At 73.2% G+C, this 20,628-nt stretch carries 13 protein-coding genes; 5 read left to right on the top strand and 8 right to left on the bottom strand.

Annotated elements, in window-relative coordinates; translation table 11 throughout:
- The first annotated feature begins 41 nt into the window (after nucleotides 1-41).
- Both ACFCXS_RS13005 and lgt read left to right on the top strand, forming a co-directional pair.
- On the top strand, nucleotides 42-824 hold the full coding sequence (locus tag ACFCXS_RS13005; protein ID WP_376643309.1) for a DsbA family protein: 783 nt from the start codon (nucleotides 42-44) through the stop codon (nucleotides 822-824).
- An 84-nt stretch (nucleotides 825-908) separates the two neighbouring features.
- Nucleotides 909-1,892: a prolipoprotein diacylglyceryl transferase gene (gene lgt / locus ACFCXS_RS13000; RefSeq protein ID WP_376643308.1), complete on the top strand. Its 984-nt coding sequence runs from the start codon at nucleotides 909-911 to the stop codon at nucleotides 1,890-1,892.
- A gap of 346 nt (nucleotides 1,893-2,238) precedes the next feature.
- Here the strand turns inward: lgt and ACFCXS_RS12995 are convergent, their stop codons facing one another.
- From ACFCXS_RS12995 to ACFCXS_RS12970, 6 genes are read right to left on the bottom strand one after another with little or no spacing between them, the layout of a single operon-like run.
- Entirely contained in the window at nucleotides 2,239-3,051 is an 813-nt protein-coding gene (locus tag ACFCXS_RS12995) for an HpcH/HpaI aldolase/citrate lyase family protein (protein ID WP_376643307.1), read from the bottom strand.
- The gene (locus tag ACFCXS_RS12990) at nucleotides 3,048-4,271 is read right to left on the bottom strand and encodes a CaiB/BaiF CoA transferase family protein (protein ID WP_376643306.1); all 1,224 of its coding nucleotides are present in this window, start codon (nucleotides 4,269-4,271) and stop codon (nucleotides 3,048-3,050) included. The genes ACFCXS_RS12995 and ACFCXS_RS12990 overlap by 4 nt, the downstream gene beginning before the upstream one ends.
- Nucleotides 4,268-5,629, bottom strand: a complete 1,362-nt coding sequence (locus tag ACFCXS_RS12985) for an ADP-ribosylglycohydrolase family protein (RefSeq protein WP_376643305.1) — start codon at nucleotides 5,627-5,629, stop codon at nucleotides 4,268-4,270. Before ACFCXS_RS12985 ends, ACFCXS_RS12990 begins: the two co-directional genes overlap by 4 nt.
- A complete protein-coding gene (locus tag ACFCXS_RS12980; RefSeq protein WP_376643304.1) occupies nucleotides 5,617-6,804 on the bottom strand; it encodes an ADP-ribosylglycohydrolase family protein in 1,188 nt (395 codons plus the stop codon). Before ACFCXS_RS12980 ends, ACFCXS_RS12985 begins: the two co-directional genes overlap by 13 nt.
- Before the next feature lie 7 nt (nucleotides 6,805-6,811).
- Entirely contained in the window at nucleotides 6,812-8,332 is a 1,521-nt protein-coding gene (locus ACFCXS_RS12975) for an ADP-ribosylglycohydrolase family protein (protein WP_376643303.1), read from the bottom strand.
- The gene (locus ACFCXS_RS12970) at nucleotides 8,329-9,351 is read right to left on the bottom strand and encodes an ADP-ribosylglycohydrolase family protein (RefSeq protein WP_376643302.1); all 1,023 of its coding nucleotides are present in this window, start codon (nucleotides 9,349-9,351) and stop codon (nucleotides 8,329-8,331) included. Before ACFCXS_RS12970 ends, ACFCXS_RS12975 begins: the two co-directional genes overlap by 4 nt.
- Nucleotides 9,352-9,591: 240 nt before the next feature.
- Here ACFCXS_RS12970 and ACFCXS_RS12965 point away from each other — a divergent pair, with 240 nt between their 5' ends.
- The 3 genes from ACFCXS_RS12965 (at nucleotide 9,592) to ACFCXS_RS12955 (ending at nucleotide 16,771) form a co-directional block, all read left to right on the top strand.
- On the top strand, nucleotides 9,592-10,323 hold the full coding sequence (locus ACFCXS_RS12965) for a VIT1/CCC1 transporter family protein (protein WP_376643301.1): 732 nt from the start codon (nucleotides 9,592-9,594) through the stop codon (nucleotides 10,321-10,323).
- Nucleotides 10,324-10,707: 384 nt separating this feature from the next.
- Complete coding sequence (gene gltB / locus ACFCXS_RS12960; protein ID WP_376643300.1) at nucleotides 10,708-15,315, top strand: glutamate synthase large subunit; 4,608 nt, start codon at nucleotides 10,708-10,710, stop codon at nucleotides 15,313-15,315.
- Complete coding sequence (locus ACFCXS_RS12955; protein WP_376643299.1) at nucleotides 15,308-16,771, top strand: glutamate synthase subunit beta; 1,464 nt, start codon at nucleotides 15,308-15,310, stop codon at nucleotides 16,769-16,771. The genes gltB and ACFCXS_RS12955 overlap by 8 nt, the downstream gene beginning before the upstream one ends.
- A gap of 102 nt (nucleotides 16,772-16,873) precedes the next feature.
- Here the strand turns inward: ACFCXS_RS12955 and ACFCXS_RS12950 are convergent, their stop codons facing one another.
- Nucleotides 16,874-17,905, bottom strand: a complete 1,032-nt coding sequence (locus ACFCXS_RS12950; RefSeq protein WP_376643298.1) for an ABC transporter ATP-binding protein — start codon at nucleotides 17,903-17,905, stop codon at nucleotides 16,874-16,876.
- Nucleotides 17,902-20,628 carry an ABC transporter permease gene (locus ACFCXS_RS12945; protein ID WP_376643297.1) on the bottom strand — a complete coding sequence of 909 codons (2,727 nt, stop codon included), beginning with the start codon at nucleotides 20,626-20,628 and terminating at the stop codon, nucleotides 17,902-17,904. The genes ACFCXS_RS12950 and ACFCXS_RS12945 overlap by 4 nt, the downstream gene beginning before the upstream one ends.

The following is a 20,628-nucleotide window of genomic DNA, read 5'->3' as shown; positions in this document are numbered from 1 at the left end:
CCGGGGAGGCGCGGTGCGCCTCCCCGGTTCGTTTCCGGGGTGTGAGCGAGAAGAACCGTGAGGGAAAGCGCACCGCCCGGGAGAAGCTGGCGGTCGAGCGCGAGAAGCAGAAGTCCGCGGACAAGCGCCGGCGCGCGCTGGTGGTGGGCGGGGCCGTCGTCGCCGTCCTGGGACTCGCGGCGGTGATCGGCGTCGTCGCGGCCAACGCCGGCAAGGACGACGGCGGCAAGGCCGAGGCCTCGGGCCCGGTCGTGGTGCCCTCCGGAGCCCAGGGCAAGGACAGCCTCGCCCTCCCGGTCGGCAAGGACAGCGCCAAGTCCACGCTCACGGTGTGGGAGGACTTCCGCTGCCCCGCCTGCAAGTCCTTCGAGACGGCGTACCGGCCGGTGATCCACGAGCTGACGAACGCCGGCGAGCTGAAGGTCGAGTACCACCTGGTCACCCTGATCGACGGCAACATGCGCGGCACCGGCTCGCGCAACGCCGCCAACGCGGCGGCCTGCGCCCAGGACGCCGGGAAGTTCCCCGCCTACCACGACGTGCTCTTCGACAACCAGCCCTCGGAGGTCGACGACGCCTACGCGGACAACGCCAAGCTGATCGAGCTGGCCGGCAAGGTCGACGGTCTGGACATCCCCGCCTTCCGCACCTGTGTCGAGAAGGGCACGCACAACGGCTGGGTCGCCAAGTCCCACCAGGCGTTCAACAAGGGCGGCTTCTCGGGCACGCCGACCGTGCTGTTCGACGGCGAGAACATCTACCAGGACCGGACGATGACCCCGGCCAAGCTGAAGCAGATGGTGCAGAAGGCGAACAAGGGGTAAGGGCCATTCTCACGCCCCTGTTATGGACCCGTAGCCGGGCTGCTTGCCGTGGGCCCGGTGCGGCACGGTAGCGTCGACCTTGCCATGGAACTTGCCTTCATTCCCAGCCCGTCGCGCGGGGTGCTGTACCTCGGCCCCATTCCGCTGCGCGGCTACGCGTTCTGCATCATCATCGGCGTCTTCGTCGCGGTCTGGCTCGGTAACAAGCGCTGGATCGCCCGGGGCGGGCGGGCCGGCACGGTGGCCGACATCGCTGTCTGGGCCGTGCCGTTCGGCCTGGTCGGCGGCCGGCTCTACCACGTGATCACGGACTACGAGCTGTACTTCAGCGAGGGCCGTGACTGGGTGGACGCCTTCAAGATCTGGGAGGGCGGCCTCGGGATCTGGGGCGCGATCGCGCTGGGCGCGCTGGGCGCGTGGATCGGCTGCCGTCGCCGCGGCATCCCGATGCCCGCCTACGCCGACGCCGTCGCGCCGGGCATCGCCTTCGCCCAGGCGATCGGCCGCTGGGGCAACTGGTTCAACCAGGAGCTGTACGGCAAGCCCACCGATCTGCCCTGGGCCCTGGAGATCACGTCCTCGTCGGACGGGCGGGTGCCGGGCACCTACCACCCGACGTTCCTGTACGAGTCGCTGTGGTGCATCGGTGTGGCGCTGCTGGTCATCTGGGCCGACCGCCGCTTCCGGCTCGGACACGGCCGGGCGTTCGCGCTGTACGTCGCCGCGTACTGCGCGGGGCGTGGCTGGATCGAGTACATGCGCGTCGACGACGCCCACCACATCCTGGGTGTCCGGCTGAACGTCTGGACCGCGATCCTCGTGTTCCTGCTCGCGGTGACGTACCTGGTGGTGTCGTCGAAGAAGCGGCCCGGCCGCGAGGCCGTCGTGGAGCCGGGCGCGGATGCCGCCGGCGGCGAGACCGACGGTGCCGAGCCGGCCGACGCGGCGGGCAGCACCGACCGGGCCGAGGACGCGGGTGAGGACGACGCGCCCGCGGGCGAGGCAGACGAAACCGAGGCCGAGGCCGACGGTGCCAGGAACGGGGCCGGGTCGGGGAAGAAGACCTGACGGTCCGCCGCATGTGACGCGCCGAGGGCGCCCGGGACTCTCCCCGGGCGCCCTCGGCGCGTCAGCGGCGCGGTCGTGGGCAAGAGGTGCCGGGTCGTGGTCCTCGGCGCGTGGGTGGCGGCGGACGGTGGGCAGGATCTGGCGGGCGTGGCCTTCGGCGTGAGAGTGGCGGCGGGGTGTGAGGGGTGTCGGGGCGTGGCCTTCCGCACGGGATGGCGACGGGGCGTGAGGGGTGGCGCCGTGGCCTTCGGCGCGTGAAGGGCGGCGGGCGTGAGGGGTGTCGGGCGTGGCCTCCGGCGCGTTGGTGCGGCGGGGTGTGGGGTGTCGGGCCGTTGTCTTCCGGGCGTCAGCGGTGGCGGGTCAGGGACAGGGTGCGGCGGGCTGCCGTGACCATCGCCGCGTCGATGAAGCGGCCGTCCGGCAGGGCCTGGGCGCCCTGCTCGACGGCGGCCGCCTTGAGAACCGCTGCCGCCTGCTCGATCTCCTTCTCACCGGGCAGATAGGCCCGCTCGATGACCGGCAGCTGACGGGGGTGGATCGCGGCCCTGCCCAGAAAGCCCAGGGCACGGCCGTGCGCGCAGGACGCGGCCAGGCCCTCCTGGTCGTGGACGTCCGGGTGGACCGACTGGGCCGGCGGCGGCAGGCCCGCCGCCCGGGCGGCCACGACCACCCGGGAGCGGGACCAGTCCAGGCCCGTGCCGTCCCGCACGCCGAGGTCGGCACAGAGGTCGGCCTCCCCCAGGGAGATGCCCCGCAGACGCGGGTGGGCGGTCGCGACCGCGTACGCCTGCTCCACACCGAGGGCGGTCTCCAGGAGCGCGTACAGATCGGTCCGGGCCGTGCGGCGGGCCACGTCGACGATCTCGGCGGCCGAGGTCACCTTGGGCAGCCGCAGCCCGGACAGGCCCGGTGCTCCCACCAGGGCGGCGATGTCCTGCCCGCCCCGGCCGCCCAGCGCGTTGACGCGGACGTGGACGGGCACCGCGGGCCGGTCCGTGAGCAGCTCCGCGGTGGCGGCGCGGGCGTAGGCCTTGCGGTCCGGGGGGACCGCGTCCTCCAGGTCGACGACGACGACGTCGGCGCCGCTGGTGAGGGCCTTCGCCACCACGTGGGGGCGGTCGCCCGGGGCGTAGAGCCAGGTGAGCGGGTACGCCGTCACAGGGCGCCCTCCGCGCGCAGCGCCGTGACGTCGTCCGGGGTCAGGCCCAGCTCGGTCAGGACCTCCTCGGTGTCGGCGCCGTGCGGGCGGCCGGCCCAGCGGATCGCGCCGGGCGTGGCGGAGAGCCGGAAGAGGACGTTCTGCATGCGCAGCGGGCCGAGTTCGGGGTCGTCGACGGTGGTGATGGTGCCCAGGGCCTGGTACTGCGGGTCGGCCATCACGTCCCGGACGTCCTGGACCGGGGCGATCGCCGCCTCGGCCTTCTCGAAGGCGGCCATGACGTCGGTGCGGGTGCGCGCGGCGATCCAGCCGCCGACCGCCTCGTCCAGGACGTCCGCGTGCCGGGCGCGGTCGGCGCCCGAGGCGAACCAGGGCTCGTTGATCAGTTCCGGGCGGCCGACCAGGTGCATCACGCGTTCCGCGACCGACTGCGCCGAGGTGGAGACCGCGACCCAGGTGCCGTCCGCGGTGCGGTAGACGCCGCGCGGGGCGTTGTTGGGGGAGCGGTTGCCGGTGCGGGGCTGGACATGACCGAGCTGGTCGTACCAGAGGGGCTGGGGGCCGAGGGCGGCCAGGATCGGCTCGATCAGGGCCAGGTCGACGACCTGGCCCTCACCGGTGCGTTCGCGGGCGGCGAGCGCCGTCATCACCGCGTACGCCGTCGTCAGGCCCGCGATGGAGTCGGCCAGGCCGAACGGCGGGAGGGTCGGGGGCGAGTCCGGTTCGCCGGTGATCGCGGCGAAGCCGCTCATCGCCTCGGCGAGGGTGCCGAAGCCGGGGCGGTGCGCGTAGGGGCCGAACTGGCCGAAGCCGGTGACCCGGGCCAGGACCAGGCGGGGGTTGACGGCCGACAGCTCCGGCCAGCCCAGATCCCACTTCTCCAGAGTGCCGGGGCGGAAGTTCTCGATGATCACGTCGGTGGTGGCGGCCAGGCGCAGGAGGATGGCGCGGCCGCCGGGCTTCGACAGGTCCAGGGTCATGGTCCGCTTGTTGCGGCCGAGCATCTTCCACCACAGGCCCACGCCGTCCTTCGACGGGCCGTGGCCGCGGGAGGGGTCCGGCTTGCCCGGGTGCTCGACCTTGACGACCTCGGCGCCGAAGTCGCCGAGCAGGGTGGCGGCCATCGGGCCGGCGAAGAGGGTGGCGAGGTCGAGGACGCGCAGGCCGGCGAGGGGCGCGGTCGTGGGCTCGTTCGGGGACGCGGTCGTGGGCGCGGTCATGGGCGGCGGGTCTCCCGGTGCGTGAGGTGGGCGAGGGTGTCGAAGCCGATGCCGTTGAAGTCGCCGACGGATGTGGCCAGCCGGTTCTTCAGGGGTGCCGTCCAGCGGCCGGGGAGCGCGGCGGGGTGCCCGGCCAGCAGCCCGGCGACCGAGCCGGCCGTGGCGCCGTTCGAGTCGGTGTCCCAACCGCCGCCGACGGCACGGCAGACGGAGCCGGCGAAGTCGCCGTGCGCGTGGGTGAGGGCGGCGGCGATCAGGGCGGTGTTGGGGACGGCGTGCACCCAGTGGTAGGTCGTGGCGTGGGTGGCGTGGAGTGCGTCGACGACGGTGTCGAAGTCCTCGTGCTCCTGTGCGAGCCGGACGGCCTCGCGGACGGCTCGGGCGAGGCGGGAGCGGGGCGGGACGACGGCGAGGCCGGTGCGCAGACAGGTGTGGATGTCGTGGTCGCCGGTCGCGGCCGTCGCCATGGTGGCTGCCGCGAACATCGCGGCGAAGACGCCGTTGGCGGTGTGCGTGAGGGTGGCGTCCCGGTGGGCCTGCTCGGCCGCCGCGGCCGGGTCGCCGGGGTTGGTCCAGCCGTGTACGTCGGCGCGGATCAGGGCGCCGATCCATTCGCGGAACGGGTTGCGGTGGCGGGCGGTGTGCGGGGGCTCCAGGCCGGTCAGGAGGTTGCGGTAGGCGACGCGTTCCGCGGTGAAGGTGCGGCCGGCGGGGAGCTCGTCGAGCCAGGTGCGGGCCACGTCCGTGGTGGTGAATTCCCTGCCGTGGCGTTGCAGGAGGACGAGGTTGAGCAGGGGGTAGTCGAGGTCGTCGTCCTCGGGCATGCCGTCGATGTTCTCGGCGAGGGAGGTGGCTGCCGAGCGGCGGTTCCAGGGATGCCGTTCGAGGAGTTCCGCCGGGACGCCCCGGGCGGTGAAGTACGTGGTGAGGGGCCAGTTGCCGGTGGAGCCGGCGAGCCGGCGGATGGCATCCAGGGGGAGCTTCTCGACCGGCTTGCCCAGGAGGCATCCGGCGGCGCGGCCGAGCCAGGCGGCTTCCAGGCGGTGCGGGGTGGTGGCCGGGGTGCCCAGGGGCCCGGGCCAGTCGGGGCACGCCGCCTTGATCCTCTCCAGGTCCGTGGGTTCGTCGTCGGTCAAGTGGCTGGGGAGGTCCGCGAGTTCGTCGAGGAGGTCCGCGGCCAGCCGGCGCAGGTAGCGGGACGCGGGGGTGGGGGAGGCGCCCGCCGCGGCCGGGGCGTCCGGGCCGCCCGCCGCGCGCCAGCGGGCCGCGACCGCCCTGGGCTCGCGGCCGTCCTGGGCCGCCTGGCGCAGTTCGTGGCCGATGAGGTCCTCCGGCTGGACCCAGGTCAGTCGGAGCATTCCCGGCCTCCGAGGGACGCGAAGGCCTGCTCGTGGGCGCGGCGGCGGGCCACGTCCCGGTCGAAGATCTCGCGGGTCACGGCCGCGAGGGTGGCGGCCGGTTCCCAGAGGTCCAGGCGGCTGGCCTCCGCGACCGTCTTGGCCCAGTCCTCCGGGACCGGTGAGCCCAGGGCTCCCGCGAGGGCGCCGGCCATCGTGGCGATGGAATCGCAGTCGCGGCCGTAGTTCACCGCGCCGAGGACCGCGTGGCGGTAGTCGCCGCGTGCCACCAGCAGCATGCCCAGCGCGACGGGCAGTTCCTCGATCGCGTGCAGGCGGGAGGGGCGGCGGGCGCCGAGCGAGGGGGAGCGGTAGTCGGGGCCCACCGTGTCGTAGGGGGTCACCGCCTCGCGCAGCGGCCGCAGGGCCGACTCGAAGTCCGTGTGGCGGGAGGCCTCCTCGCAGACCCGCTCGATCGCGGCCCGGGTGCCGTCCTTCGCGAGGGAGAGACACGAGGAGACGACCGACTCCGGGGTCGCGCCGGGCGTGCACGCCGCCGCCACGGCCGCGGCCAGGACACCCGCCGCCTCACGGCCGTACGACGACTGGTGCGCGCCGGCGATATCGAGGGCCTCGGCATAGGCCGCACGCGGGTCGGCCGCGTTGACCAGCCCGACCGGGGCCATGTACATCGCCGCCCCGCAGTTGACGATGTTGCCGGTGCCGGCCTCGCGCGGGTCGGCATGGCCGTAGTGGATCCTCGTCACCAGCCATTTCTCCGCCAGGAAGATCCGCTGGAGGGGGAGGGCCTCGCTCTCCAGCTCCGGGATCCAGCGGGGCTCGGTCATCAGGTCCGGGACCAGGTGGCCGGCGATCGCGTAGGCGTCGAGGTGGTCGCGGACCCGGGCGTAGACGCGGACCAGGGCGTGGGTCATCAACGTGTCGTCGGTGACGTGGCCGTCGCCCTTGTGGTACGGGGCGAGGGGACGGGCGGTGCGCCAGTCGTCGCCGTGCCAGGGGCCGACGATGCCGTGGACGCGGCCGCCGTGGCGTTCGAGGATCTGCTCGGGCGAGTAGCCCTCGACGGGACCGCCGAGCGCGTCGCCGACCGCCGCCCCGACCAGGGCACCGGTGATCCGCTCGTCCAGTGGGGTGCTTTGGGGAGGTCTGGGGCACATGGGGGGTTTGGGCTGCATGGCCGCATCATCCACCCGGGCGGACCGGTTGTACGGCTTCCAGGAGTTCGGCGAGTTCCACGAGGTCCGTGCCGGTGAGGCGGGGCAGGACACAGCCGGAGAGGGTGCGGCAGGTCTCCCGCCAGGGCTCGGGGACGGAGGCGCCGCCGCCCAGCGCGCCGGTGAGGGCGCCCGCCAGGGCCGGGGCGGAGTCCGCGACGCGGGACAGACAGGCCGCCGCGGGGATCGCCTCCGCCAGGCGGCCGCGGGCGGCTGTGGCCAGGGCGAGGGCGACCGGGACCGTCTCGGCGGCGGCGATGCCGTAGCTGTAGACGTGGTCGACGATCTGGTGCTCCAGGGGCGGGACCAGGGCGAAGGCGCTGTCCGCTGCGGCGGCGAGCCGCAGGGCGTGCCGGGCGTTGCGGCCGATCTCCGTCTGCTCGGGGAGTTCGGCGAGAGCCGCGGTGACACACGCGTCGACGTCCGCGCCGGCCAGGGCGAGGGCGAGTGCGGCCGCCATCGCCCGGGCGCCGTGGACACCGTCGCCGTCCTGGGTGTAGCGGGCATCGAACTCCGCGAGGCCGGCGGCGCTGCGGGGGTCGCCGGGGTGGGCCACGGCCAGGACGCAGGCGCGTACGCAGGCGGCGTCGTCGAAGTAGTGCGGGTTGTCGTGGCCGGTGGCGGGCGGGCGCAGGCCGGTGGCGAGGTTGCCCAGGCCGGCGCGGACGGAGATGCGGGCACGCAGGGGGAGTACGGCGGACTCGATCTCGGGGGCGCGGTCCGCCGCGGCGGCGACCTCGGCGGCGAGGGCGTTCCAGGTGAGGTCGATGGCGGCTCGGGTGCGGCGTTCGCGGCTGAGGTCGTCTCGGACGGTGTCGTCGCCCGCGCGCAGGAGGGCTTCGGCGGCGAAGGCCGCCCATTCGGCGTCGTCGGAGGGGCCGAGGCGGAGAGGCTCGGGGGGCTGGTTCAGGGCGATGGGGACGGGGAGGGTGGTGGTGGCGTTGTGTTCGGCGAAGGTGTCCAGTTCGCGGGTGAGGCGGCGGGTCCAGTCGGGCATGCGGGCGGCTCGGTGGCGGGCCGCGGGCCAGCCTGCGGCGTCGCCGGCGGCCAGGCCGAGCAGGAGGCCTTCGGCCCTTCTGTCCCCCACCCGCGCACCGCCCGTGACCGTCACCCGAGGGGTCCTGGTCTCCCGTGGGGCGCCCTCGCCGTCGCCCTCGCGGTCGGCGGCCGCGGGCGCGGGTGCCTTCACGCCGAGTGCCTTCACGCCGAGTGTCGTCACGTCGTGTGCCGACCCGCCGGGTGCCGTCGTGTCGTGTGCCGGCGTGTCGTGTGCCGTCACGTCGGGCGCCGTCACGTCGTGTGCCGACCCGCCGGGTGCCGTCGTGTCGTGTGCCGGCGTGTCGTGTGCCGTCACGTCGGGCGCCGTCACGTCGTGTACCGGCCCGCTGGGTGCCGTCATGGCGTGTGCCGTTGCGTCGTGGGTCGTCCCCCCGTGCGCCGGCGCGTCGTGGGTCGTCACCTCGTGTGCGGGCGCGTCGTGGGTCGTCATGAGGGGGCCTCCGTTCCGTCGGCTGCCAGGACGAAGTCCGTCGGTTCCGGCTCTGCGTCGCCGGGCGCCGGTGTCAGCAGGTCCGCCACGTCCAGGACGTGGTAGCCGGCCATCGCCGGGAGGCATCTGCCGTGGACCGGGCCGATGGGGGTCGCCCAGGCCTGCGGGATCGCCAACACGCCCCGTGTCGCGCCCGCCAGTGCCCCCGCCACCGCCGCCGTCGTGTCCGCGTCGCGGCCCATGTTCACCGCGGTCAGGACCGACTGCTCGAAGTCGCCGTCGGCCGCCGCGTACGCGCCGAAGGCGAGGGCGACGGCCTCGGGCGCCAGGTCGGTCCAGGGGTAGCCGCCGATGACGACCGCGGAGCGGACCGCGCGTTCGCCGCGGTGGGCGACGGCCACCGCGCGGCGCAGGCTGCGGGCCGTCCAGGAGTCGTCGGGGACGACCGCCAGGGCCGCGGCCACGACCGCGGTCGGGGGTGCGCCGGCCATCGCCGCCGCCACGCCCGCGGCCACCGCCTGGCCGCCGTGGATGCCCTCGCCGTCGTGGCTCACCGAGCCGTCGATCGCGACGAGCCGGGCCGCCTCCACCGGGCGGCCCGCCGCGAACACCCCGAAGGGTGCCGCGCGCATGGCCAGGCCGTCGCTCCAGGCGTGCCGGTGCTGGGCGGAGATCGGGGCGGCCAGGCCGCGGCGGAGGTTCTCCAGGGTGCCGCGTTCGCTGAACCCGGCACCCCGGAAGGGCCCCTCGTCGCGGTCGGCGATCCACTCGTGCCAGGCCGCTTCCACATGGCCCGGGGTGAGTGCGGAGCCGTGCCGGGCCAGCAGCAGGCCGGAGAAGATCGCGTACTCGGTGTCATCCGTGCCGGACGGGTTATCAGAGACGTACCCGGTGATGCGGCCCCACCGGGTGCGGATCTCGGAGGGCTTCATGTTCTCGGCGGGGGCCCCGAGCGCGTCACCGACGGCCAGGCCCAGCAGTGCGCCCCGTGCCCGTGCCCGGAGCCCGATCGATGCCATGGGGGATGTGTCCCACTCCGGTGACCCCGGCGAGCCTCACCAGCCACAGCATCACCCGGTCGACATCTGCGCACACTGATGATCAGGTGAGCGAAAAAGGGTAAACCTGCAGGTTAGCCCAGCCTTTCCTTGCTGGCGGGGACGGAATTCGCGACGTAGTTTTGGCGTTGTAAAACTCTGGAACATGTCCAAAGAGCGTGTTCCGGAGACAGTCCGTGGACGGGGAGTGGGGTTCTTCTCATGGCCATCATCGAGACCGAGGCGACGCTGCACGAGGCGCACCGGGACAATCACACGCACCGGGACGTGAACGGCGGCTGGCTGCGTCCCGCGGTGTTCGGCGCGATGGACGGCCTCGTCTCCAACCTCGCTCTGATGACCGGTGTGGCGGGCGGTGCGGTCAGTCAGCACACCGTCGTCCTCAGCGGACTCGCGGGCCTGGCCGCCGGTGCCTTCTCCATGGCCGCCGGCGAGTACACCTCCGTCGCCTCGCAGCGCGAGCTGGTCGAGGCCGAGCTGGACGTGGAGCGCCGCCAGCTGCGCAAGCACCCCAAGGACGAGGAGGCCGAGCTGGCCGCGCTCTACGAGTCGAGGGGTGTCGAGCCGCGGCTGGCCCAGGAGGTGGCCCGGCAGCTGTCGAGGGATCCCGAGCAGGCGCTGGAGATCCACGCCCGGGAGGAGCTGGGGATCGACCCCGGCGATCTGCCCTCGCCGACCGTGGCGGCGGTGTCGAGCTTCGGCTCGTTCGCGCTGGGTGCGCTGATTCCCGTCGCGCCCTACCTGCTCGGCGCGAGCAGCATGTGGCCGGCGGTGTTGCTGGCGCTGCTGGGTCTCTTCCTGTGCGGCGCGGTGGTGGCCAAGGTGACGGCGCGCAGCTGGTGGTACAGCGGGCTGCGGCAGCTGCTCCTGGGTGGCGCGGCGGCCGGTGTGACGTACGCCCTGGGCACCGTGTTCGGAACGGCCGTAGGATAGCGCGGCTCGGACTTATGCAAGGGGCTGCATAAGTAGTCGTTACTCGTTGGTTTCGGATGTGCGACGGCCGGGCATGAGCCGTAAGCGCTGCGGGCAACGACGCTCGCCGCGCACCCTCAGCGGGTCGGGTGAAGACGCCCGCTCCGCTCCCCGGGCCGACGCAAACCGATCTGACCCGATCGTTTCGTGCGGTCCCTCCACAGCTTCCACTGCTGGTGCGGTACCCCCGCCGCCAACCCGCAGTGTCCGCATGCTGGAACGGATTATCCCGGTTCCCGAGAACCGCTCCATCATGTAACCTGCACGAAATTTTGCGATCACGCGAGGGCCAACGTCGTCCCTCGGCACTTTTTGCATATGCCACAGACGACGACGGGAGAGCCGATGCGTACGCCGCGCCAGCCGTCCCAGCATTCCGCGAATGGCCAGAACTGGTCCTTCATGGATGCTCGCCCTGCTGCGCAGGGTATGTACGACCCCCGCAACGAGCACGACGCCTGCGGCGTCGGCTTCGTCGCCACCCTCACCGGCGAGGCGTCCCACACCCTGGTTGAACAGGCTCTGACCGTCCTGCGCAACCTCGAACACCGCGGCGCCACCGGCTCCGAGCCCGACTCCGGTGACGGCGCCGGCATCCTGTCGCAGGTCCCGGACGCCTTCTTCCGTGACGTGGCCGGATTCGAACTGCCCGCCGCGGGCTCCTACGCCGTCGGCATCGCCTTCCTGCCGGAGGACTCCACCGCCGACGCCGTCTCGCAGATCGAGGCGATCGCCGCCGACGAGGGCCTCACCGTCCTCGGCTGGCGCGAGGTGCCGGTCGCGCCCCAGCTGCTGGGTGCCACCGCCCGGTCGACCATGCCGGTCTTCCGCCAGATCTTCGTCGCTGACGGCACGGCAGTGCCCCCCACGGGTATCGCCCTCGACCGCAAGGCCTTCGTGCTGCGCAAGCGCGCCGAGCGCGAGGCCGGCGTCTACTTCCCGTCGCTGTCCGCGCGGACCATCGTCTACAAGGGCATGCTGACCACCGGCCAGCTGGAGCCCTTCTTCCCGGACCTGTCCGACCGCCGCTTCGCCTCCGCGATCGCGCTCGTGCACTCCCGGTTCTCGACGAACACCTTCCCGTCGTGGCCGCTGGCCCACCCCTACCGTTTCGTCGCGCACAACGGTGAGATCAACACCGTCAAGGGCAACCGCAACTGGATGGTGGCCCGCGAGTCGCAGCTGGTCTCCGACCTGTTCGGCTCCGACGACAAGGCCATCGACCGGATCTTCCCGGTGTGTACGCCGGACGCCTCCGACTCCGCCTCCTTCGACGAGGTCCTGGAGCTCCTGCACCTCGGCGGCCGTTCCCTGCCGCACTCCGTGCTGATGATGATCCCGGAGGCGTGGGAGAACCACGACTCCATGGACCCGGCCCGGCGCGCCTTCTACCAGTTCCACTCCACGATGATGGAGCCCTGGGACGGCCCGGCCTGTGTCACCTTCACCGACGGCAAGCAGGTCGGCGCGGTCCTGGACCGCAACGGCCTTCGCCCCGGCCGCTACTGGGTCACCGACGACGGCCTCGTCGTGCTCGGCTCCGAGGTCGGCGTCCTGGACATCGACCCCTCCAAGGTCGTCCGCAAGGGCCGCCTCCAGCCGGGCCGCATGTTCCTCGTCGACACCGTCGAGCACCGCATCATCGAGGACGACGAGATCAAGGCCGGGCTCGCCGCCGAGAACCCCTACGCGGAATGGCTCGAGGCCGGTGAGATCGAGCTCGAGGACCTGCCCGAGCGCGAGCACATCGTGCACACGCACGCCTCGGTCACCCGCCGCCAGCAGACCTTCGGCTACACCGAGGAGGAGCTGCGCGTCCTCCTCGCGCCGATGGCCAAGGCCGGTGCCGAGCCGATCGGCTCCATGGGCACCGACTCGCCGATCGCGGCGCTGTCGGACCGCCCGCGCCTGCTCTTCGACTACTTCACCCAGCTGTTCGCGCAGGTCACCAACCCGCCGCTGGACGCCATCCGCGAGGAACTGGTCACCTCCCTGCGCTCGTCGCTGGGCCCCCAGGGCAACCTGCTCGACCCGACCGCGGCCTCCTGCCGCAGCGTCCTGCTGCCCTTCCCGGTGATCGACAACGACGAGCTGGCCAAGCTCATCCACATCAACGCCGACGGCGACATGCCCGGCTTCAAGGCCGCGACCCTGTCCGGCCTGTACCGGGTGCACGGCGGCGGTGACAGCCTGGCCGCGCGCATCGAGGAGATCTGCGCCGAGGCCGACGCCGCCATCGAGAACGGCGCCCGTCTGATCGTCCTGTCGGACCGCCACTCGGACGCCGAGCACGCGCCGATCCCGTCGCTGCTGCTCACCGCGGCCGTCCACCACCACCTCATCCGCACCAAGCAGCGCACCCAGGTGGGCCTGCTGGTCGAGGCCGGTGACGTCCGCGAGGTCCACCACGTCGCCCTGCTCATCGGCTACGGCGCCGCCGCCGTCAACCCGTACCTGGCGATGGAGTCCGTCGAGGACCTGGTCCGCGCCGGCACCTTCCTGCCCGGCGTCGAGCCCGAGAAGGCCATCCGCAACCTCATCTACGCCCTCGGCAAGGGCGTGCTGAAGGTCATGTCCAAGATGGGCATCTCGACCGTCGCCTCCTACCGCGGCGCCCAGGTCTTCGAGGCCGTCGGTCTCGACGACGCCTTCGTCGAGAAGTACTTCAACGGCACGGCCACCAAGATCGGCGGTGTCGGCATCGACGTCGTCGCCAAGGAGGTCGCCGCCCGGCACGCCAAGGCCTACCCGGCCTCCGGCATCGCCCCGGCGCACCGCGCGCTGGAGATAGGCGGCGAGTACCAGTGGCGCCGCGAGGGCGAGCCGCACCTGTTCGACCCGGAGACGGTCTTCCGCCTCCAGCACTCCACGCGCTCCGGCAAGTACGACATCTTCAAGAAGTACACCGAGCGCGTGAACGAGCAGTCCGAGCGCCTGATGACGCTCCGCGGGCTCTTCGGCTTCAAGTCGGACCGGCAGCCGATCTCCATCGACGAGGTCGAGCCGGTCTCCGAGATCGTCAAGCGCTTCTCCACGGGCGCCATGTCGTACGGCTCCATCTCCCAGGAGGCGCACGAGACCCTCGCCATCGCCATGAACCAGCTGGGCGGCAAGTCCAACACCGGTGAGGGCGGCGAGGACGCGGAGCGCCTGTACGACCCGGCGCGCCGGTCGTCCATCAAGCAGGTCGCCTCCGGCCGCTTCGGTGTGACCTCCGAGTACCTGGTCAACTCCGACGACATCCAGATCAAGATGGCCCAGGGCGCCAAGCCCGGCGAGGGCGGCCAGCTGCCCGGCCACAAGGTCTACCCGTGGGTCGCCAAGACCCGTCACTCGACGCCGGGTGTCGGTCTGATCTCCCCGCCGCCGCACCACGACATCTACTCCATCGAGGACCTCGCCCAGCTGATCCACGACCTGAAGAACGCGAACCCGCAGGCGCGGATTCACGTCAAGCTGGTCTCCGAGGTCGGCGTCGGCACGGTCGCCGCGGGTGTCTCCAAGGCGCACGCGGACGTCGTCCTGATCTCCGGCCACGACGGCGGCACGGGCGCCTCCCCGCTCACCTCGCTGAAGCACGCCGGCGGTCCCTGGGAGCTCGGCCTCGCCGAGACCCAGCAGACGCTGCTGCTCAACGGCCTGCGCGACCGCATCGTCGTGCAGACCGACGGCCAGCTGAAGACCGGCCGCGACGTGGTCATCGCCGCGCTGCTCGGCGCCGAGGAGTTCGGCTTCGCGACCGCGCCGCTCGTCGTCTCCGGCTGCATCATGATGCGCGTCTGCCACCTGGACACCTGCCCGGTCGGCATCGCCACGCAGAACCCGGTCCTGCGCGAGCGCTACTCCGGCAAGGCCGAGTACGTCGTGAACTTCTTCCAGTACATCGCCGAAGAGGTCCGCGAGATCCTCGCCGAGCTGGGCTTCCGCTCCATCGAGGAGGCCGTCGGCCACGCCGAGACGCTCGACGTGACCCGCGCGGTCGACCACTGGAAGGCGCAGGGCCTGGACCTGGAGCCGCTGTTCCACGTGCCCGAGCTGCCCGAGGGCGCGGTCCGCCACCAGCTGATCGCCCAGGACCACGGTCTGGAGAAGGCGCTCGACAACCAGCTGATCAAGCTGGCCTCGGACGCGCTCGCCGCGTCCGGCGCCACCGAGGCCCAGCCGGTGCGCGCCCAGGTGCAGATCCGCAACATCAACCGCACGGTCGGCACCATGCTCGGCCACGAGGTGACGAAGAAGTTCGGTGGCGCGGGCCTGCCCGACGACACCATCGACATCACCTTCACCGGCTCCGCGGGCCAGTCCTTCGGCGCCTTCGTGCCCAGCGGTGTCACGCTGCGCCTGGAGGGCGACGCCAACGACTACGTCGGCAAGGGCCTCTCGGGCGGCCGGATCGTGGTCCGCCCGGACCGCGCGGCCGACCACCTCGCCGAGTACAGCGTCATCGCCGGCAACACCATCGGCTACGGCGCCACCGGCGGCGAGATGTTCCTGCGCGGCAAGGTCGGCGAGCGGTTCTGCGTCCGCAACTCCGGCGCCACGGTCGTCTCCGAGGGCGTGGGCGACCACGGCTGCGAGTACATGACCGGCGGTCACGCGGTGGTGCTCGGCGAGACCGGCCGCAACTTCGCGGCCGGCATGTCCGGCGGTATCGCGTACGTGATCGACCTGGACCGCGACAACGTCAACGTCGGCAACCTGGACGCCGTCGAGGCGCTGGACGACACCGACAAGCAGTGGCTGCACGACGTGGTCCGCCGCCACCAGGAGGAGACCGGCTCGACCGTGGCCGAGAAGCTCCTGAGCGAGTGGGACACCGCCGTCGAGCGCTTCAGCAGGATCATCCCCAGCACGTACAAGGCAGTGCTCGCCGCCAAGGAAGCCGCCGAGCGAGCCGGTCTCTCCGAGACCGAGACCCACGAGAAGATGATGGAGGCGGCGATCAATGGCTGACCCGAAGGGCTTCCTGAACCACGGGCGCGAGCTCGCCAAGTCCCGCCCCGTCGAGGAGCGCGTCAAGGACTGGAACGAGGTCTACGTTCCCGGCTCCCTGCTGCCGATCATCAGCAAGCAGGCCAGCCGCTGCATGGACTGCGGCATCCCGTTCTGCCACAACGGCTGTCCGCTGGGGAACCTGATCCCCGAGTGGAACGACTACGCCTACCGCGAGGACTGGGCGGCCGCCTCGGAGCGCCTGCACGCGACGAACAACTTCCCGGAGTTCACGGGCCGCCTGTGCCCCGCTCCCTGTGAGTCGGCGTGCGTGCTCGGCATCAACCAGCCGGCCGTCACCATCAAGAACGTCGAGGTCTCGATCATCGACAAGGCGTGGGAGACCGGGGACGTCGCCCCGCAGATCCCGGAGCGCCTCTCGGGCAAGACCGTCGCCGTCATCGGCTCGGGCCCGGCGGGTCTCGCCGCCGCCCAGCAGCTGACCCGCGCCGGCCACACCGTCGCCGTCTACGAGCGCGCGGACCGCATCGGAGGCCTCCTCCGCTACGGCATCCCCGAGTTCAAGATGGAGAAGCGGCACATCAACCGCCGTATCGAGCAGATGCGCGCGGAGGGCACCCGCTTCCGCACCGGCATCGAGATCGGCCGCGACCTGAAGGCCACGGACCTGAAGAAGCGCTACGACGCGGTCGTCCTGGCCGTCGGCGCCACCACGGCCCGTGACCTGCCGGTGCCCGGCCGCGAGCTCAAGGGCATCTACCAGGCCATGGAGTACCTGCCGCTGGCCAACAAGGTCCAGGAGGGCGACTACGTCACCACTCCGCTGTCGGCCGAGGGCAAGCACGTCGTGGTCATCGGCGGCGGCGACACCGGCGCGGACTGCGTGGGCACCGCCCACCGCCAGGGCGCGGCCTCCGTCACGCAGCTGGAGATCATGCCCCGCCCGGGCGAGGAGCGGAACGCGGCCTCCCAGCCGTGGCCGACCTTCCCCATGCTGTACAAGGTCACCTCGGCGCACGAGGAGGGCGGCGAGCGGGTCTACTCCGTCTCGACGACCCACTTCGAGGGCGACGAGGACGGCAACGTCCAGTGGCTGCACCTCACCGAGGTGGAGTTCCTCGACGGCAAGCTCACCCCGAAGCCGGGCTCCGAGCGCAAGATCCCCGCGCAGCTGGTGACCCTCGCGATGGGCTTCACCGGCACCGACCGGGAGAACGGCCTGGTCGAGCAGTTCGGCCTGGAGCTCGACGAGCGCGGCAACATCGCCCGCGACGCCGACTTCCGGACCAACGTGCCGGGCGTGTACGTCGCCGGTGACGCCGGCCGCGGCCAGTCGCTCATCGTCTGGGCGATCGCCGAGGGCCGTTCGGCGGCGCGCGGAGTGGACCGTGCCCTCACGGGCGCGAGCGAGCTGCCGGCGCCGATCCGTCCCACGGACCGCGCGCTGATGGTCTGACGGTCCATCGAAAAGACGTCCCGTACAAAGGCGTACGGAACACTGACGGCGCCTGCCCCACAGTCCCCGACCGGACGCCCGGGCAGGCGCTGTCGCATGTCCTCAGCCGTTCCCGCCGCTCCGGCCGTCGGTCTCGGCGCCGGTGTCGTCGCCGTTCCTGTTCTCGCCGCTGTCCTCACCGTTGTTCGCGTCCGGCCGTACCTGGATGTGGTCCTCGGCCAGTTCGAGCAGCACCCGGTCCGCCATGCCCAGGGCGGCCGTGTACTCGGCCGGCAGCTGGAGGCGGCCCGCGCGGTCGAGCATCGCGTACTCGCGTGCCACGAGGGACTCCCGGCCCGTCTCGTCGACCTCCGTGCGGCGCAGCACCTCCGTCGAGGTGCGGCCGTCCCGGATGGCGACCGTGCGGCGGACCTCACCGGCGACCGCCTGGTCGTGCGTGACGATGACGATCGTCGTGCCCAGTTCCTCGTTGGCCCGGCGGAACGCCGCGAAGACCTGCTGTCCGGTCGCCGAGTCCAGCTCGCCGGTCGGCTCGTCGGCGAGCAGCACGGCGGGGTCGTTGGCGAGGGCGACCGCGATCGCGACGCGCTGTTGCTGACCACCCGACATCGCCTGCGGACGCCGGTCCCGGCAGTCGGCGACGCCCAGCAGGGACAGCAGATCGTCCACCCGCCCGGCACGCCCCCGCCGGGGGCCGCCCGCCAGCTGCAGGGGCAGCGCGACGTTCTGGGCGGCCGTCAGGTACGGCAGCAGATTGCGTGCCGTCTGCTGCCAGACGAAGCCCACCACCTCACGCCGGTACCGCAGCCGGGCCTTCCCGTCCATCGTCAGCAGATCACGGCCCGCGACCTTCGCGGCGCCCGCCGTCGGGACGTCCAGGCCCGCGAGGATGTTCATCAACGTCGACTTGCCGCTGCCGGACGCGCCCACCAGGGCCATCAACTCGCCCTCGCGCACCAGCAGATCGAGCCCCTGGAGCGCCTGCACCTCCACCGCGTCCCCGCCCCCGCGCCTGGCGAAGATCCGCACCAGCCGGTCGCAGACGATCAGGGCGTCGTGCCCGTAGGCGGGCCGGTCGCGCCGGCGCTCCACCCGACGCTGAAGCTCCTCGAGCGACTCCGTCGTACCGCTCATCGCATGTCTCCCGCCCTGAGGTGAGTGATCGGTGTCCGGCGCCCCGCCCACCAGGCCTGCGCGACCGCCACCGCTCCCGCCAGCAGCACCGCGCCCGCGGCCGGCAGGGCCAGCGACCACACATCCGCCCGCAGCACCGCGTCCGGGGCCGTCACGCCCGAGACGCCGGCCACGGCCAGCCGGTCCAGGTCGATGCCGGGGGAGAGCAGCCCCACCGTCGCCCAGCCGGCCGCCGCGCCCCCGCCCGCCGCGAGCAGGGTCTGCGGCAACGCCTCCAGGCCGAGCAGCCGCCTGCCCTGGCGGGTCGTCATGCCGAGCGTGCGCAGCCGGGCCAGCAGGGCGGCCCGTTCCGGAGCGGACCGCAGCAGACCGAGCACCAGGGCGAGCACGGCGTAGCCCGCACCCGCGGCGACGGCCCAGGCGTAGATCCGTTCGGCGCCCTCCTGCAACGGCGAGTCGGACAGCGCCGCGCGTTCCTCGCTCCGCACGGTCACGGCCAGGCCCGGACCGGCATCGCCCACGGCCGCCCGCAGTGCCTTCCCGTCGAGCCCGGCACCGGCCGCCAGCAGCACCGAAGGGGCGGGGGAGCCCTTCAGGCCGGCCGCGTCGACCAGCAGGAACTCGCCCTCGGGGACGGCAGGGGTGCGGGGCCGCACCGCGACGACCCGTACGGTCACGGGCCCGCCGTCGGTGACGATCCGGCGCGGCGACTTCCCCAGCCGCTCGGCGACGCTCGGGGAGGCGACCGCGTCCAGTACCCCGCCCCGGCTCCGCAGGGCTTCCGCCGCGAAACCCCCTAGCCCCACGTGCCGGGCCAGTCCCGCGTACGAGTCCGGCTCGACCCCCACCACGGGCAGCGACCCCGGCTCGTCGGACGCGCGTTCCGAGGCGTACCCGATGCCCACGGCCGTCACCTCCCGGACCCCCGCCACCTCACCCACCGCCCGCGCCAGCCCCGCCGGCAGCGCAGTGCCGTCGGTGAGGACAGCCGCGTCCGCACCCGTCTTCAGCAGCGCGGCCCGGTCCCGGGCGACCGACACACCTGTCAGCACGGACCCCCCGAACGCGGCCGTGGCCAGGGCCGTCAGCAGGGCGAGCAGCGGCAGCACGGCGACCGCGGCCGGTGAGCGGCCCGCCCGGGCCAGCGACAGGAACCCGACCACACCGCGCAGCCGCCCGGCCGGGCCGGCCGCCCACCGCAGGGGCAGCGGATACAGCCGGACCAGGACCAGCGCCGCCACCAGCCCGACGAGCACCGGCGCCGCGCTCACCAGCAGATCGCCCGGCTCGCCCGCACCGCGGCGGCGCAGCGTCAGCACCGAGCCGGCGGCCAGCACCAGCACGGTCACTTCGACGACCGTGCGGCGCCCGCCGGGCCTGGTGCGGGCCAGATCGTCGCGCTCCCGGTGCACCCGCGGCCGGCGGTGCGCCACGGCCGCGCGCACCGGCAGCGCCACACAGGCGAGCAGCGCCACGGCCCCCGCCCACAGGACCGCGGGCAGCAGCCGGCCCCCGTCCACGACGAGCACGGCCGGCAGCAGACCGCAGGCCGCGGCGGGCAGCGCCGTCGTCGCGCACTCGGCCAGCAACCGCCCGGCGATGCCGCGCAGGGAGCCGCCCCGGGCCCGCAGCAGGGCGAGTTCGGAGTCGCGGCGGGCGGCGGCCAGACCACCGCTCATGACCAGGACGACCGAAGCGACCGCGGCGATGCCGAAGACCGCCACGGCCACCACGGGGGCGATGGCGTCACGCGTCCGCGTGAAGGAACCGACGACCTGCTCCAGACCGGTGGACACCTGCGCGAGCGGACCGGCGGCCCCGCGCATCCGCACCAGCCCGGGCCCGTTCTCCAGCGACGCGACCGCCGCGACCAGCGCCGCGGTGTCCGCCCCGGTGAGCCGCCCCGTGGCGGGCGCGTACCGCCAGTACTTCTCCGGCTCGCCCGTTCCGCCGAGCAGCGCCGGTGCGGCCCCGGGCGCCAGCAGGACGCCCGCCTCCCAGTAGAACTGCGGCGGGCGGCTGCCCAGGGAGGCCAGGGCCGGGGTGCGCAGCACCGGCTCCGCCGACCAGTAGCTGCGCTGCGGGTGCCGGGGCTGGAGGATGCCGGTGATCCGTACGGTCAGCGGCCCGTCGGGAAATCCGGCCAGGGTGAGCGAGGAGCCGGAGCGCAGCCGCAGCGCGCGGGCCGTCTCGGTGGTCACGGCGCCCTCCACCTCCCTGGCGCCCAGGGACTCCCGGCCGGCGGCGGGCAACCGGCCCTCCCGCACGGTGGCATGGCCCGCCAGTCCCGACTGGGTGGCCAGGGTGAAGCGGGGCGGCACCCCGTCCGGCCGCGGCAGCGACGCGTCCAGCGCCTCCAGACTCTCCCCCGTCCGCACCCCGTACGCCGACTCGGCCGGGTCCGCCCGCAGCGGCGCGGGCAGCAGCGCCCGGGCCTGTGCGTCGACCGCCGCGAGCGCCTCCGGCCGGACCGCGTCCGCACGGGCCCGGTCCGGCCGTTCGAGACCGGGCTGCGGGGTCTTCAGCTCCAGCACGGTGGACTCGGGGGCGGCCATGGCGACGGCCTCGCGCAGCCCGTCCGTCTCGTACGCCTCGACGGCCCGGGGCAGGAGCGCCGCGAGGAACGCCGTGACCAGCACCAGCACACCGAAGGCGACGGTGGACCCGGGCGCGGCCCGCAGCCGGGTCCGCACCCAGGGCGCGCCCTGCGCGTTGCGCGGCAT

The organism is Streptomyces sp. NPDC056373 (genome assembly GCF_042262425.1).
In the GTDB taxonomy this organism is placed as follows: Bacteria; Actinomycetota; Actinomycetes; order Streptomycetales; family Streptomycetaceae; genus Streptomyces.
Note: the sequence above shows the minus strand (reverse complement) of the source record. Positions and strands in the feature narration are given on the sequence as shown.

What these genes read in the sequence shown, in the direction of transcription:
- ACFCXS_RS12975 (WP_376643303.1), bottom strand. Translation starts at nt 8,332, where the DNA reads ATGACGACCCACGACGCGCCCGCACACGAGGTGACGACCCACGACGCG.
- gltB (WP_376643300.1), top strand. Translation starts at nt 10,708, where the DNA reads ATGCGTACGCCGCGCCAGCCGTCCCAGCATTCCGCGAATGGCCAGAAC.
- ACFCXS_RS12985 (WP_376643305.1), bottom strand. Translation starts at nt 5,629, where the DNA reads ATGCTCCGACTGACCTGGGTCCAGCCGGAGGACCTCATCGGCCACGAA.
- ACFCXS_RS12980 (WP_376643304.1), bottom strand. Translation starts at nt 6,804, where the DNA reads ATGCAGCCCAAACCCCCCATGTGCCCCAGACCTCCCCAAAGCACCCCA.
- ACFCXS_RS12965 (WP_376643301.1), top strand. Translation starts at nt 9,592, where the DNA reads ATGGCCATCATCGAGACCGAGGCGACGCTGCACGAGGCGCACCGGGAC.
- lgt (WP_376643308.1), top strand. Translation starts at nt 909, where the DNA reads ATGGAACTTGCCTTCATTCCCAGCCCGTCGCGCGGGGTGCTGTACCTC.
- ACFCXS_RS12970 (WP_376643302.1), bottom strand. Translation starts at nt 9,351, where the DNA reads ATGGCATCGATCGGGCTCCGGGCACGGGCACGGGGCGCACTGCTGGGC.
- ACFCXS_RS12945 (WP_376643297.1), bottom strand. Translation starts at nt 20,628, where the DNA reads ATGCCGCGCAACGCGCAGGGCGCGCCCTGGGTGCGGACCCGGCTGCGG.
- ACFCXS_RS12990 (WP_376643306.1), bottom strand. Translation starts at nt 4,271, where the DNA reads ATGACCGCGCCCACGACCGCGTCCCCGAACGAGCCCACGACCGCGCCC.
- ACFCXS_RS12955 (WP_376643299.1), top strand. Translation starts at nt 15,308, where the DNA reads ATGGCTGACCCGAAGGGCTTCCTGAACCACGGGCGCGAGCTCGCCAAG.
- ACFCXS_RS12950 (WP_376643298.1), bottom strand. Translation starts at nt 17,905, where the DNA reads ATGAGCGGTACGACGGAGTCGCTCGAGGAGCTTCAGCGTCGGGTGGAG.